The sequence below is a fragment of the Paenibacillus polygoni genome (assembly GCF_030263935.1).
Classification (GTDB): domain Bacteria; phylum Bacillota; class Bacilli; order Paenibacillales; family Paenibacillaceae; genus Paenibacillus; species Paenibacillus polygoni.
On the sequence record NZ_CP127162.1, the window covers coordinates 4,548,703 to 4,562,867 of the forward strand.

Annotated in this window: 14 protein-coding genes; all 14 read right to left on the bottom strand. The window is 44.6% G+C overall.

Features of this window, described 5'->3' with window-relative positions; all coding sequences use genetic code 11:
• Positions 1-26 precede the first annotated feature (26 nt).
• The 14 genes from fabZ to atpA all read right to left on the bottom strand — a co-directional run bounded on the left by fabZ (position 27) and on the right by atpA (position 14,163).
• The gene (gene fabZ, locus QPK24_RS21800) at positions 27-458 is read right to left on the bottom strand and encodes a 3-hydroxyacyl-ACP dehydratase FabZ (RefSeq protein ID WP_285744666.1); all 432 of its coding nucleotides are present in this window, start codon (positions 456-458) and stop codon (positions 27-29) included.
• Positions 459-740: 282 nt separating this feature from the next.
• Positions 741-941 (bottom strand): DNA-directed RNA polymerase subunit beta, encoded by a 201-nt coding sequence (locus tag QPK24_RS21805; RefSeq protein WP_285744668.1) that lies wholly within the window; start codon positions 939-941, stop codon positions 741-743.
• A 9-nt stretch (positions 942-950) separates the two neighbouring features.
• Entirely contained in the window at positions 951-1,787 is an 837-nt protein-coding gene (locus QPK24_RS21810) for a flagellar hook-basal body protein (RefSeq protein WP_285744670.1), read from the bottom strand.
• A gap of 34 nt (positions 1,788-1,821) precedes the next feature.
• Positions 1,822-2,703, bottom strand: coding sequence for a flagellar hook-basal body protein (locus tag QPK24_RS21815; RefSeq protein WP_285744672.1), 882 nt, complete (start codon positions 2,701-2,703; stop codon positions 1,822-1,824).
• A gap of 45 nt (positions 2,704-2,748) precedes the next feature.
• The gene (gene mreB, locus QPK24_RS21820) at positions 2,749-3,747 is read right to left on the bottom strand and encodes a rod shape-determining protein (protein ID WP_285744673.1); all 999 of its coding nucleotides are present in this window, start codon (positions 3,745-3,747) and stop codon (positions 2,749-2,751) included.
• A 218-nt stretch (positions 3,748-3,965) separates the two neighbouring features.
• On the bottom strand, positions 3,966-4,253 hold the full coding sequence (gene spoIIID / locus QPK24_RS21825) for a sporulation transcriptional regulator SpoIIID (RefSeq protein ID WP_160032722.1): 288 nt from the start codon (positions 4,251-4,253) through the stop codon (positions 3,966-3,968).
• Positions 4,254-4,458: 205 nt separating this feature from the next.
• Complete coding sequence (locus QPK24_RS21830; RefSeq protein WP_160032721.1) at positions 4,459-5,193, bottom strand: M23 family metallopeptidase; 735 nt, start codon at positions 5,191-5,193, stop codon at positions 4,459-4,461.
• Between the two features lie 86 nt (positions 5,194-5,279).
• The gene (spoIID, locus tag QPK24_RS21835; protein ID WP_285744674.1) at positions 5,280-6,803 is read right to left on the bottom strand and encodes a stage II sporulation protein D; all 1,524 of its coding nucleotides are present in this window, start codon (positions 6,801-6,803) and stop codon (positions 5,280-5,282) included.
• A 434-nt stretch (positions 6,804-7,237) separates the two neighbouring features.
• Positions 7,238-8,584: a UDP-N-acetylglucosamine 1-carboxyvinyltransferase gene (gene murA / locus QPK24_RS21840; RefSeq protein WP_213530413.1), complete on the bottom strand. Its 1,347-nt coding sequence runs from the start codon at positions 8,582-8,584 to the stop codon at positions 7,238-7,240.
• A gap of 491 nt (positions 8,585-9,075) precedes the next feature.
• On the bottom strand, positions 9,076-9,333 hold the full coding sequence (locus QPK24_RS21845) for a DUF1146 family protein (protein ID WP_285744675.1): 258 nt from the start codon (positions 9,331-9,333) through the stop codon (positions 9,076-9,078).
• A gap of 232 nt (positions 9,334-9,565) precedes the next feature.
• On the bottom strand, positions 9,566-9,973 hold the full coding sequence (locus QPK24_RS21850) for a F0F1 ATP synthase subunit epsilon (RefSeq protein WP_285744676.1): 408 nt from the start codon (positions 9,971-9,973) through the stop codon (positions 9,566-9,568).
• Between the two features lie 74 nt (positions 9,974-10,047).
• A complete protein-coding gene (gene atpD / locus QPK24_RS21855; protein WP_285744677.1) occupies positions 10,048-11,451 on the bottom strand; it encodes a F0F1 ATP synthase subunit beta in 1,404 nt (467 codons plus the stop codon).
• Between the two features lie 106 nt (positions 11,452-11,557).
• Entirely contained in the window at positions 11,558-12,424 is an 867-nt protein-coding gene (atpG, locus tag QPK24_RS21860) for an ATP synthase F1 subunit gamma (RefSeq protein WP_285744678.1), read from the bottom strand.
• A 221-nt stretch (positions 12,425-12,645) separates the two neighbouring features.
• Positions 12,646-14,163 carry a F0F1 ATP synthase subunit alpha gene (gene atpA, locus QPK24_RS21865; protein ID WP_160032716.1) on the bottom strand — a complete coding sequence of 506 codons (1,518 nt, stop codon included), beginning with the start codon at positions 14,161-14,163 and terminating at the stop codon, positions 12,646-12,648.
• Positions 14,164-14,165 lie beyond the last annotated feature (2 nt).

Below are 14,165 nucleotides of genomic sequence, written 5' to 3' on the forward strand. Positions count from 1 at the left end.
ATTGCAGTTCATTCCGTAACATCGCCCTACTGCGGATCAGATAGAGCAAACATAATCTCGCCTTCTGCGACGACTTTATCGCCGACTCGAGCGGTTGCTTTCCCTTTTCCAATGGAGCCTTTCAGACGTGTGATCTCCACCTCAAGCTCCAGCGTATCACCTGGTACCACTTGTCCGCGGAATCGGAAATTATCTAGACCAGCAAGGAAACCAATCTTACCTCGGTTACTTTCCACTTTAAGAATAGCCACTGCGCCTACTTGAGCGAGTGCCTCTGTAATAAGTACGCCCGGCATTACCGGATAGCCTGGAAAATGACCTGTGAAGAAGGGTTCATTGATGGTTACATTCTTAATTCCAACTGCTCGTTTGCCCTCTTCGATCTCCACGATCTTATCGACCAATAAAAAAGGAGGTCTGTGAGGGATGATTTCTTGAATTTGATTAACATCTAACATATGTTTATAAACCCCTTCCTTACATGCATAAACAATCTATTCTTCGTCCATACTAATTATATCCTTCATTAACTGCAGTAGTGAAGGTTAAGATAAGGGGCTTGTTCCTTTGTGCCGCACAGTTCGTACTGACGGTCTAAGGGAATCAGCCCTTTTTGTGTTTGCAGTAGACACCGCAAAGTCCCCCATCATTATACATTTTTCGGGAACAAAAAGAAAACTCCTGCTTCACAGGAGTTCCGTTTCTAAAACGATCCACAATACGACGTTCTGCCTACCCGATTAAGGGGCAAAAACAAGATCAAATATATGTTTCCATGTTTGATAATCAAAGGCAGATCCAATATCTCTCCCGCCAACGACCACATAACCGACTAACATACCTCCGATTAAAGCAATTAACAAAAGCAGCGGAATCAGAAGCCGGCGTAAGATCTTTCGTGAAGATCCCTTCTTCTTCTCTACTTTTTTTTCTTCAGTCATAACCTTCACCTATGCCCTCATTGTATTCGCAAGATTCATCATCGTGTCACTTGAACTCAGTGCGCGGGCAGCCAGCTGGTAAGTGCGCTGTACTTCAAGCATTTGCGTCATCTCACTCGTTAGATCTACATTGGAATTCTCTAAATAACCTGCCCGAATGGTCGCTTCAGGCACCGTAGTTGCCGCATTTTCTCCAAAAACCATGTTTTCGCTGGCTCCAGAAATTAAGCTGAACAAGTTGTCTGAGCTAGCTGCGAGCCCTTCAGGGCGCATGGGTTCAACGAGTTGAAGTTGCCCTGCAATTCTTGCATTCATGGAGCCGCTGTCCCGCACTAATAAGTTACCGCTCGAATCAAAAGCTACCGTAGCATTTGCAGGTGCAGTAATAGGCTGATTGTCTCTGCCGAGCACAGCATAACCATCACTCGTTACGAGTCTCATGCGCGGTGCTGCATTTGGGTCCTGAACCGATTCATCCGGTACAAAACGGAAATCGCCTGCTCTTGTCCATGCTTTTTGACCATTCACTTCTACAGCAAACAGCGCATTTCCTTCAATAGCCAAGTCTGTGGGATTTCCTGTCTCACTTAGTTCCCCTTGTGCCATATCTTGAGTAATCGATGTCATCTTCACACCATAGCCTACATTAAAACCGAGCGGCGTTGCTCTGCCATCCCGTGACAACGAGGAAGTCTGCTGCTGAACACCTGTCAGTACATCTTCAAATGAAGCTTGTTTGCTCTTGTAACCTGCCGTGTCTACATTCGCAACGTTATTTGCGATCAAATCTAGTCGCTGCTGCATGCTCGTCATGGATACGAGAGCACTGATCATTGAATTATTCATATAATCCCCCAAACTTCAAAAATATGTAGTACCTCTACACACGCCCGATTTCATTTACGGCTTTATCCAAGCTTTTATCGTAAAATTGAATTACTTTCTGATTGGCTTCATAGGCTCGAAGAGCTGCTGTTAAATCAACCATCGACTGAGCTGAATCCACTGTTGAACGTTCCAAGAATCCCTGCTTCACTTGAACCCGGTCTTCTGCTCCAAGCAGCCGGGCTGATCCCGCACGATCCGAGCTTAGTACATAATTCCCATTACCTTCTCTGACTAGCTGATATGGGTCATCCACGATGGTAATACCAAGTCTCTCACCTGTGAGAGCTCCTGTAAGAGGATTCACTAGCTGTCCTTGCTCGTTCACTTTAAATTGATTCATGGCGCCTGTCAATCGAATAGGCTCGCCATTATCTGACAATACCTCATCGCCCGTTGAACTTAGCAGTCTGCCTTCCGCATCCACCTGAAAACTGCCGTCACGGGTATATTTTACGTTTCCTTCCTTATCTTGCACGGTAAAATAAGCTTGCGGTTTATAAATTACATCCCCGTTATCACTGATATATTTACCTGAAGCATCAAAAGGAATGGCTTCGCCTGTATTCGGATTGGTAACGCGAAGATCTGAATACAGCGCAAAATCTGTTATTTTATCAGAGGGTATAAGATCCCCCTGTACATTCATAGACATGCTTTCTTCTGCAAATACGCCTGTATTTAAACTGCCAATCACCTTACTGCCGAGAGAGGAGTCGCCGCTTCTGCTAAGCTGCATTTCTGGAAAGGATCGTACCAGACTCTCCACTTGTTTATAACCGTTCGTATTAAGGTTAGCAATATTCTGTGTTACCGTATCATGTTTACGCTGTTGAGCAACCATTCCCGCAGCTGCCGTATAAAGACCTCGAATCACACCAGGTCCCTCCTTATTATTACAACTACTACCTATATCGGTGCATTAGAACTTTTTCTTAAGAGAACGGTCCAAATGATTCAGCATCAGTCCCGTTCCCTTGACAACGCAGTGCATCGGATCATCAGCAACGAGTACAGGTACCCGAAGTTCATCCGTTAAGAGCTCGTCCAGTCCTTTAAGTAAAGCGCCCCCGCCTGTTAAAATCACACCTCGATCAATAATATCAGCAGATAATTCCGGCGGTGTCTGTTCGAGGACAAACTTAGCTGAAGCTACAATGGATGCTACCGAATCAGCGAGTGCTTCCTGCACTTCACTTGAGGTGACCGTCACGGTTTTAGGTAAGCCGCTCACCATATCACGTCCGCGAATATCGAGTTCTTCCTGCTGCCCTCCCATTTTCACGGTTCCAATCGATACTTTGATATGTTCTGAAGTCCGCTCTCCGATCAATAGCTTGTACTTATTTTTTATATATTTCAAAATCGCTTTGTCAAACTTGTCCCCTGCCATTTTAATAGAAGAAGCTGTAACGATCTCACCCATAGATAATACGGCCACATCGGTGGTTCCTCCGCCAATATCGATGACCATATTTCCACTCGGTTCATATATGTCCATTCCCGCTCCAATCGCTGCGGCTTTGGGCTCTTCTTCAAGGAACACCTCTTTGGCACCACTGCGCTCTGCTGCCTCACGAATGGCTTTTTGTTCTACGGAGGTGATATTCGTCGGTGCACAAATTAAAATACGGGGACGGCTGTACCAACTTTTGCCGCCAACCCGGTTAATAAAGTACTTAAGCATTACTTCTGTAATATCAAAGTCAGCAATGACGCCGTCCCGCAAAGGTCTAATTGCAATAATGTTACCTGGTGTTCTGCCGACCATGCGTCGTGCATCTTCTCCCACAGCAAGCACTTTCTTCGATCCACTCTCAATTGCAACTACCGAAGGTTCGTCGAGAACGACGCCACTCCCTTTTACGTGAATGAGCACGTTGGCCGTACCAAGATCAATACCGATATCCTTGCTTAGCATATAAAAGAGCCCCCAAAGAGATATTTTTGATCGTATAATAGTTCCTTATTTCTTACCTATGTATTTCATACATTGCTCGCTATTAGCTACATTTTGTGTCGGATCATGCAGATAAGAAGTCTTGTGCTTAAGCTTATACCATCTTTTAACATATCATACTTCAGGGGAGGTCTTCAACGTATTTGTATGCTTTTTGACCTACATGAGTTTTATGGTCACTACGACTTCCCAGAAGCGAGCACCTCTCGATTTTTTCCGTTCGTTTTTTTATATTTAATCTTGGTTGCCTCGCCTCCTCGTAAATGGCGAATCGATTTATGGTACTCGAGAATGTGTTTTACCTGATCGGCAAGATCAGGGTTGATTTCCGGCAGTCGTTCGGTCAAATCCTTATGCACCGTGCTCTTTGAAACGCCAAATTCCTTGGCAATGGTACGGACCGTATTCCTCGTCTCAACGATACAGCGTCCGATTTTTATGGTCCGTTCTTTAATGTAATCGTGCACGCTCCCGCCTCCCTACTGTGGATAGTTTGGTACATTATATGAGAGGCATGCTTAGATATTCACGGTTTCACGGGGTGACAAGCTTTACAGTGATCAAATATTTTTCATTTTGTTATCCACAGGTTTGTCCCAAAATAAATTCCTTCTATATAACAAAAGAAACAGCGGGCATGTCCCACTGCTTCTTTGTTTTTACCTACATATTTTATTTTTTCAGGAATTGCTCTGGATTAACGGGTTTTCCTGCTTCGTACACTTCAAAGTGTACGTGGTTGCCAAGATCCTTGCCAAGTTCACTCTTGCCTGAGATGGCAATGGTGTCACCTTGTTTTACTTCATCATTTTGTTTTACTTTTACATCAGCAATACTTTGATATACGGTTTTGAGATCATTGTCGTGAGTGATCTCGACAACCATTCCATTCAGCGGATGTTGTTCTACACGAGTTACTTTACCGCTCAGTGCAGCTTTTACTTCAAAAGTTTGGTCATCCGCTCTTGCTAAATCAATACCAGCATTTGCGATAAAGGTTTGATCGTACTCTAGTAAAGCAAGTGCTTTCTCATCTGTCGTTGCTGCAGCGTCATAAAAAGGTTTCACTACGTTCACTTCCGATGCTACTGCCACCGGCCATGCTAGATTTTCAGATACGCCTTCTACTTCACTTGTAACAGGTTCTTCTTCCAAAACTCCAGTGGTAGGAACGGCTTCGCCATTCTCAGACACTTGCTTTGTCGTTTCTTTCACAGCAGACTGCATGCTAGCGTCCTGGTAGGCCCACACTAAAGTTAGTATAATAGCTGCTGCGGCGATGTAAGCTGCCGGGTATACCCACCGTTTGGACAACAGCTTTTTCCAGGATGAAGATTGTGATTCAGGTGCTCCATTACTTGTTTTTGGAGCATTTTCTTGGTTTTGATTTTTGTTTTGTTCATTCATTTTCTATCACCTCAGTAACAAGTGTTACCGGGTGCAACTCTTTTATACTCGTACTATTAAATTTATTTACAAGATTTTTAAGGAGACTATGATTTGCCTTTATATAATAACTTGGAAGCTTGGCCAAAAGCGACTCCGTTATAGTAGTGTTTTAGAATCTGAGTTGCAGTATAACCTTCTTGCGCCATTCCGTTGGCTCCATACTGACTCATCCCTACTCCATGTCCATAGCCGTGAGTGGTAATCGTAATCTCATCCCCGTTTGTCTTCCACGTGAATTCAGTAGAACGCAGCCCGAGCTTCTCTCTTATCTCTATTCCCGTAAATACTTTCTTACCGACCTGAATCTCTTTAATCCGATTTCCTGCTGTTTTAGACAGGACCTGAATAAAAGGCTTTGCCTTCTTGCCGCCAACAGATACAGGAATTGCATCGGAGGTTACATTCAGTTTATTCAGAAAATCAATTCGGGACATCGTTACACTTCCCTCATACCCTGGAGCAATCTTGGCATCCCATGGACTTTCGACACTTCGTAGATAAGGAACAGCTTGCTGCCATACATCTTCCGAATTCTCGGTATATCCGTTGCTAGTCGAGAAAAAGGAGGCGGTGATCGGCTCCCCTTTATAGGTCATAATGGTATCCTTACTCTCCCTTACGGCTTGCTTCAGCTTGGCCCAATCCTTTTCTTTTCCTGCTTCTTTAAAATGAGCTTCGAGCTTGCTGTAAGGAATGTATACCTGATGCTCGACCGTATCCTTTACGTCTGCGCCCTCGACCGGTATGCCGCTGTGATCTCCCGCAGCCATCCGCTTGGTTACAAATGTGCGCGCGGCAATGGCCTGCGCCTTAAGTGCTTCAATGCCGAAGTCCGAAGGCATTTCGGCTGCTACGACCCCGGTGACGTACTCTTCCATCGTCACCTTATCAATGGTGCCCGTTTTCGTTAGATAAACGCGTACCTCGGGTTCGGGATACACCACTGCCGGCTTTGGTGCCGGTGTGGTGTCAGGGACAAGGGCAGGCGGCTCTGCAGCGATAGGATTCTTCGCGGGTGCAGCGGGAGCCGTCTGCCCTTGCACCGCCGGCGCAGGGCTCGGCGGTGGTGTTTCCTCGCGGGGCCAGGCAAGCACTGCTGGAATCAGCAGTGCCGCAATGGCTAGTCCCGCGAGGGCGGCGGCAGGGCCGGGCCGCCGGGGGCGCTGCGGTGCGGAGCCGCGGCGCCAGGAGCGGGCGGCTTTGTAGGTGCCGCCCGCTGGGTTTGGTGCATGCAGCTGAGGTGCATGCACGGGCTGGCTGTGCCCGGTAAGAGGCACAGCGGGTTCCGCAGCGGGGGAAAGCGAAGCCTCTCCCCGCTCTCGTCTTTCTTTTACACCGCCCAGCTGCTCTTTGCTGCCTACTCCATTTACTATAGTAAGAGACGTTTGTTTTACGTTTCTAACTTTTAAGATTCCTTGTTCATCCCGCTCTATTAAAATCTCCGCTGGGCCGTAGGAAGTTTCGGTTACCTCTTGCCAAGGAATGGCCACAACCTTCTTCCTTTTCATTCGGACTCTTCTATTCTTAAGCTCTTCTTTAGGTATGGAAGAACCTCGTGTTGCCTTCATCTATATTCCTCCCAACATCTCATTTGATAGCTGCTCTAGCTCGGTAGATCAGATAGACCTTATATGACATACATATGGAGATCTCGCTTCTGATAGAACCAAATTAAGAGAATATAAATGAGAGGTTGCCTAGTATTAAGACCACACTATAGTAGTTACTAATGATGTGTAATCTCATACTTGAGGTATTATCTCTAAACTCATTAAATTCATAAGATATAAAGAATAAGATATAAAGATAGCGATGCGCCTTCTACCATCTTCTTTTAAATAGACCAAGACCATGTATTGTATAAAGGTTCTATAAAATAAAAAAAAGACTGCAGACATCCTAGTTATAAGCTAGTGTGTCTACAGTCTTCATCAAGCCTAAAAGGCTTGGTTTCTATTCTTTCTTACACAATGTTGCATCAGGTTCCAATCTATCCCTTAGCTTACGCTAAAGTAGGCTGAACCTTAAATCTTGCTGTTTCTGTTTCCGTTACAGCGGATTCTGTCGATTTCGCTTCACGTTTCGGCTCTTCTACCGATACACGATAGATGTCTGCTCCAAGACCGTTCAGCTTCTCTGCAAGGTGCACATAACCGCGGTCAATATGATGAACACCGCCTACTTCTGTTGTGCCGTCAGCGATCAAACCAGCAAGAATCAAAGCAGCACCTGCACGCAAGTCCGTAGCTGTTACTTTTGCTCCGGTAAGTTTAGCTCCTCCAGTAATAATCGAAGAACGACCTTCTACTTTGATCTCTGCATTCATCAGGTTGAACTCATCCACATGCATAAATCGATTCTCGAATACCGTTTCCGTTACAACACTTGTACCTTGAGATTTGAGCAGCAATGCCATCATTTGTGATTGCATGTCTGTCGGGAATCCTGGGTAAGGAAGCGTCTTGATATCCACCGCTTTCAGAGGACCGTCAGCAATGACACGGACACCGTTCTCGTCAGGGACAATCTTCACACCCATTTCTTCCATCTTAGAGATAACAGGGCCAAGATGATCGGAAATTGCACCTTCAACATAAACGTCTCCGCCTGTAATCGCTGCAGCAGCCATATACGTGCCTGCTTCAATTCGATCTGGAATAACAGCATGTTGTACACCGTGAAGTTTTTCTACGCCTTCAATGCGAATCACGCCTGTGCCAGCACCGCGTACTTTTGCACCCATCCCATTCAGGTAGTTTGCCAGATCCACAATTTCCGGTTCTTTTGCTGCATTCTCAAGAATCGTTGTTCCTTCTGCAAGTACAGCAGCCATCATAATATTTTCCGTTGCACCAACACTCGCAACATCCAAATAAATTTTGGCTCCGCGCAATTTTCCATTTGACCTTGCTTCTATATAACCATGTCCTAGGCTGATTTCTGCACCCATTGCTTCAAACCCTTTAAGGTGTTGATCAATCGGGCGTGTACCAATCGCACATCCGCCTGGAAGAGATATTTTTGTATAACCCATACGTGTTAGCAGAGGACCCATAACCAAGAAAGACGCCCGCATTTTTGTAACCCATTCGTAAGGGGCTTCGCACGAAGTAAGATTCGTTGCGTCTACGGTGATTACTTCATTTTGGTATGTAACTTCCGCTCCTAGCGATTCCAGTACTTTGTTAATTGTCATCACATCGTCTAAAGGAGGTGCATCTGTAATAATGCTTACTCCTTCTTCCCCTAAGAGAGAGGCGGCGATGATCGGAAGAACTGAATTTTTAGCGCCGCTGACTTTGACACTTCCGGTCAATCTCTTGCCTCCGCGGACGATAAATTTGCTCATCTTGTTTCCCTCCGCGCGTTATTTTTCTTTTTCTGCTTACGAGTGGAGTTTCCTCTTTCACTTGTCGTCCGATCCCGTCGGAAAATTCGACATCATTATTAAACATTCGTCAAGATGTCGTATTTCAGAAAAGAATAGTTTGCACTTTTCATTTTTTAAATTCGTTAGTGATTGAAGACATGATTTCCATCATATAAGACCATTTCTATTCGAAATCATTTGAAACTGTGATTAAAAACAAAGAAATAGCAGTCATTCCGCTAATCCCCTAACTTACATCATAACATTAAAAGTTCATGGGAGACAAGCGATTTTTCATTTTACATTGTTTTTTACCATTCCATACGAATCAACGTAAGAAACGACCGACATTGCATTGTTATCAAATGAATATCTTTAATTCCATTGTTCACATAAAAACATAATGTTATTCGACAAAAGCTGTCTTAAGGTATTCTGGCCTAAGAGTGATATAACCAGCCTGGAAAGCTTTAAAACAGATATTTAAGCATTTGTGTCCATGAGAGATATTCGAGCACGAAATTAGACACAAAATGTCCCAGCACAATCGCTAAAAGCAATTGCAGCATTCTAGCTTGCGCACTCTTTGGATGTTTAACAATCAAGTCGAGTTTCAAGTGCTGTAAGGACCACCATGCGATCGCAATACAGGAAAGTGAGATAATCATAGCTACAAGACTATTTGTGCTAATGGCCTGATTAACTTGATCATTCAACAGTTGATCCATGTCCAGCCTCCGTCTTTCTTTGTTAATGATTTATTTCACATACTGTGAAATCATATTCGGAACAGTGTTTATTGTCAACCAATCTTACAACATTGGAACCCACAAACCTTAATTTAACTCTGAATTGTTATACTTTTGACAAAAAACATGTCTAATCCGTATTCTTTCTGTCATTTCCTCGGAAATAATCTCGAAAACAAAAAGAACCTGACGAATGGTCAGGTTCTTTGTTCTATAGGTTGCCGGATACTTTAAGTCGGTTCATTGCTTTTTGTAATGCAATTTCAGCACGACGGTGATCGTATTGATCTCTGTTTCCGCTAGATGTTAAACGAGTTTCTGCACGCTCAAGAGCAGCTTTCGCACGAATTACATCAATCTCAGAAGCGAGTTCAGCACTCTCAGCCAAAATGACTACCTTCTCTTTGCGAACCTCTACAAAACCGCCTGCAACAGCGATTTTCAGTTCCTTTCCATCCGTTTTAATGGACACAGGTGCAATTTGCAAGGGAGTTACGAAGGGAACGTGACCAGGAAGGATTCCCAGTTCACCTTCCACTCCGCGTACAACCAGGCTATTTACCTGTTCAGAGAAGATGAGTCGCTCCGGAGTTACAATTTCCAATAAAAAGGTACTCATTGTCATCCCTCCTGAACTCTATCCGAAGGATAGTTCAACTCATCTTTGGGTCATTAATCCTAAGGATTAATGGACTACTCCATTGATTTTGCTTTTTCTACCGCTTCTTCAATTGTTCCTACGAACAGGAATGCTGCTTCTGGAAGATGGTCATACTTACCATCTAGAATTTCTCTGAAACTGCGAACTGTATCTTTAACAGGAACATATTTACCCGGGAATCCGTTAAATGCTTCTGCTACGTGGAACGGTTGGGATAAGAAACGTTGGATTTTACGAGCACGTGCTACGAGCATTTTGTCTTCTTCGCTCAGCTCATCCATACCCAAGATCGCAATGATATCTTGAAGTTCGTTGTAACGAGCAAGAATACGTTTAACTCCTTGAGCTACGTTGTAATGCTCTTCCCCTACTACTTCTGGAGTAAGGATACGTGAACTTGATGCGAGTGGATCTACCGCAGGGTAGATACCCATCTCAGAGATTTTACGCTCAAGGTTCGTTGTTGCATCCAAGTGAGCAAATGTAGTTGCCGGCGCAGGGTCAGTGTAGTCATCCGCAGGAACATAGATTGCCTGAATGGAAGTTACGGAACCTGTTTTCGTCGAAGTAATACGTTCTTGAAGTTGACCCATTTCCGTTGCAAGCGTAGGTTGGTAACCTACCGCTGATGGCATACGTCCCATAAGGGCAGAAACCTCAGAACCTGCTTGAGTAAAGCGGAAGATGTTATCAATGAAGAGAAGAACGTCTTTACCTTCTTGATCACGGAAATACTCAGCCATAGTAAGACCTGTCAAGGCTACGCGAAGACGTGCACCTGGAGGCTCATTCATTTGACCGAATACCATTGCTGTTTTGTTAATAACACCAGAGTCCGTCATCTCATGGTACAAGTCATTACCTTCACGAGTACGCTCACCAACACCGGCAAATACAGAGATACCGCCATGTTCTTGAGCAATGTTGTTGATAAGTTCTTGAATCGTTACCGTTTTACCTACACCCGCACCGCCGAAAAGACCAATCTTACCGCCTTTTGCGTATGGAGCTAGCAAGTCGATAACTTTAATTCCTGTCTCCAGCATTTCTGCTTGTGTAGACAACTCATCAAAAGTAGGCGCTTGACGGTGAATCGGATTACGAACAGCCGTTTCAATTACACCGCCATTGTCAATTGGATTACCTAGTACGTTAAATACTCGGCCCAAAGTAGCTTCCCCTACGGGTACAGAAATAGGTGCACCTGTATTGATTGCTTCTGCACCGCGAACGAGTCCATCTGTGGAAGACATTGCAATACAGCGTACACGGTTATCGCCTAGATGTTTCGCTGCTTCAAGCGTAAGGTTGATTTCTTTACCATCGCTTGTCTTTGTGTTGATTGTAACTGCATTATTAATATCGGGAAGTCCGTCACGGTCGAACTCAACGTCAACAACCGCACCCGTAATGCTGACAACGCGTCCTTTGTTCATCTTCAGTTCCCTCCTACAAGCTATTGCAGTAATAATCTCCTGTCATCATTCATCATAAATGTGAAAGAGCATTATTCTGAAAGCTTCATTGTTTATCCGTACTTGATTAAGATTGCGCGTTTGCACCAGCCACAATTTCTGTGATTTCCTGTGTAATCGCAGCTTGACGTGCTCTGTTATAAGTAAGCGACAATTCGCCAATAAGCTTCGATGCATTTTTCGTTGCACTGCCCATCGCTGTCATTTTCGCTCCAAGTTCACTTGCTTTACCGTTCAGAAGTGCACCATAGATCAAAGTCTCGGCGTAGCGAGGCAAAAGAGCTTCTAGTACTGCTTCAGGTGAAGGTTCATACTCATATTGAGCAGAAGCTTCGGTCTGCTTCTTCTCCGGTTTTTCCATTGGAAGAAGTTTTTCAACCGTAGGAATTTGGGTAATTGCATTTACAAACTGGCTGTAACAGATATAGATCTCATCATACTTTCCTGCTTCAAATCCAGAAACGGTTTCGTTCGCAATGGATTTAATATCAGCAAAGGTTGGGGAGTCAGACAAATCTGTGACATCCATACCAATCGGTTGCTCACGGCGTCTGAAGAAATCACGGCCCTTCCGTCCAATTACAAACAGAACATATTCGTCTTTAGAGGTATGGCGTTCCTTTAGAGTCAGGGATACCTGACGAAGAACGTTGGCATTGTATCCACCTGCAAGACCACGGTCTGAAGTAATTACAAGATAAGCTGTCTTTTTGACAGGACGAGTCACCAGCATGGGATGGGTAACCTCTGTAGAAGAGGATGCAATGCTTGTTACCACTTCCTTCAACTTCTCGGAATATGGTTTTGCAGCTTCTGCTTTCTCCTGCGCTTTTCTTAGCTTGGAGGCAGCAACCATCTCCATTGCCTTGGTAATTTGCTTCGTGCTCTGAACACTTTTGATTTGACGCTTGATTTCGCGCATACCTTTTGCCATGTTTTCACCACCTTAAAGTTTTGACGAAGTCAAAACTAACTTCGAGAGCATTTACTTAAAGTTTTGACGAAGTCAAAACGATCTTCGAGAGCGTTACTTAAGTTTTGACGAAGTCAAAACGATCTTCGTAAGCATTTACTTCATATAAGAAAGAGGGACTGCGGCGTACGTTGTGTTCGCGCAGCCCTTCTTTGGTTCTTTGATATGGAATACGATGCGGCTTAGTTCGATGATTTAGAGAAGCTGTTTCTGAATTTCTCGATTGAGTTTTTCAGAGCGGCTTCATTATCTGCAGTAAGCTCTTTCGTTGTACGGATAGATTCAAGAATCTCAGGGTGATTGCTTTCCATGAAGGAGAGATATTCTCTCTCAAAACGAGTTACATCACCTACTGGGATTTCATCTAGATATCCTTTAGTCGCTGTATATAAGCTGACAACCTGTTGTTCAACAGGAAGTGGCTTATGCACATCTTGCTTCAGGATTTCCATCATCCGCGCACCACGGTTCAGACGAGCTTGTGTTGATTTATCAAGATCAGATCCGAATTGGGAGAACGCTTGAAGCTCACGATATTGAGCTAGATCCAGACGCAGGGAACCTGCTACCTTTTTCATTGCTTTAATCTGAGCGGAACCACCAACACGGGATACCGAAATACCTACGTTGATCGCTGGACGTTGACCTGAGTTAAACAAGTCTGCTTCCAGGAAGATCTGACCATCGGTAATCGAGATTACGTTTGTTGGGATGTATGCAGAAACGTCAGATGCCTGCGTTTCAATAAATGGCAGAGCGGTTAATGAACCACCACCAAGTTCGTCATTCAGTTTAGCTGCACGTTCGAGCAAACGGGAATGCAGATAGAAAACGTCACCTGGGTAAGCTTCCCGACCCGGAGGACGACGAAGCAGCAAGGAAAGTTCACGGTATGCAGATGCTTGTTTAGTCAAGTCATCATACACTACGAGCACATGCTCACCTTTGTACATAAAGTACTCACCCATTGCACAACCAGCATAAGGAGCTATGTAGAGAAGTGGTGAAGGCTCAGAAGCAGATGCAGTTACAACCGTTGTATACTCCATTGCACCATTACGGCGAAGTGTTTCAACTACTTGTGCAACGGTGGATTGTTTTTGTCCAATAGCAACGTAGATACATTTCATTCCGCTGCCTTTTTGGTTAAGGATCGCATCAATCGCAATCGCTGTTTTACCTGTTTGACGGTCACCGATGATAAGCTCACGTTGTCCGCGGCCGATCGGTACCATTGCGTCAATCGCTTTAATTCCTGTTTGCATTGGCTCATGAACCGATTTACGGGCCATAACGCCAGGTGCCTGGTTCTCTACCGGGCGGAATTCATCTGTTGCAAGCGGACCCTTGCCATCAACGGGTTGTCCCATTGCATTAACGACACGGCCGATCAAAGCTTCCCCTACCGGAACTTGCATGATTTGTCCTGTACGTTTTACTTGGTCTCCTTCACGAATGTCTGTGTAAGGTCCCATGATAACGATACCTACGTTGCTTTCTTCAACGTTAAGCGCTAGGCCCAAAACGCCTGTAGAAAACTCTACGAGCTCACCGGACATTACGTTCTCGAGTCCATAAACACGGGCAATCCCGTCACCGACTTCGATTACAGAACCAACTTCGCTGACTTCGATGTCCGTTTTGTATTGTTCGATCTGATTTTTAATGATAGTACTAATTTCTTCAGGTCTGATACTCAAGC

What these genes read in the sequence shown, in the direction of transcription:
- fabZ (WP_285744666.1), bottom strand. Translation starts at nt 458, where the DNA reads ATGTTAGATGTTAATCAAATTCAAGAAATCATCCCTCACAGACCTCCT.
- QPK24_RS21805 (WP_285744668.1), bottom strand. Translation starts at nt 941, where the DNA reads ATGACTGAAGAAAAAAAAGTAGAGAAGAAGAAGGGATCTTCACGAAAG.
- QPK24_RS21810 (WP_285744670.1), bottom strand. Translation starts at nt 1,787, where the DNA reads ATGAATAATTCAATGATCAGTGCTCTCGTATCCATGACGAGCATGCAG.
- mreB (WP_285744673.1), bottom strand. Translation starts at nt 3,747, where the DNA reads ATGCTAAGCAAGGATATCGGTATTGATCTTGGTACGGCCAACGTGCTC.
- QPK24_RS21830 (WP_160032721.1), bottom strand. Translation starts at nt 5,193, where the DNA reads ATGAATGAACAAAACAAAAATCAAAACCAAGAAAATGCTCCAAAAACA.
- spoIID (WP_285744674.1), bottom strand. Translation starts at nt 6,803, where the DNA reads ATGAAGGCAACACGAGGTTCTTCCATACCTAAAGAAGAGCTTAAGAAT.
- murA (WP_213530413.1), bottom strand. Translation starts at nt 8,584, where the DNA reads ATGAGCAAATTTATCGTCCGCGGAGGCAAGAGATTGACCGGAAGTGTC.
- QPK24_RS21845 (WP_285744675.1), bottom strand. Translation starts at nt 9,333, where the DNA reads ATGGATCAACTGTTGAATGATCAAGTTAATCAGGCCATTAGCACAAAT.
- QPK24_RS21850 (WP_285744676.1), bottom strand. Translation starts at nt 9,973, where the DNA reads ATGAGTACCTTTTTATTGGAAATTGTAACTCCGGAGCGACTCATCTTC.
- atpD (WP_285744677.1), bottom strand. Translation starts at nt 11,451, where the DNA reads ATGAACAAAGGACGCGTTGTCAGCATTACGGGTGCGGTTGTTGACGTT.
- atpG (WP_285744678.1), bottom strand. Translation starts at nt 12,424, where the DNA reads ATGGCAAAAGGTATGCGCGAAATCAAGCGTCAAATCAAAAGTGTTCAG.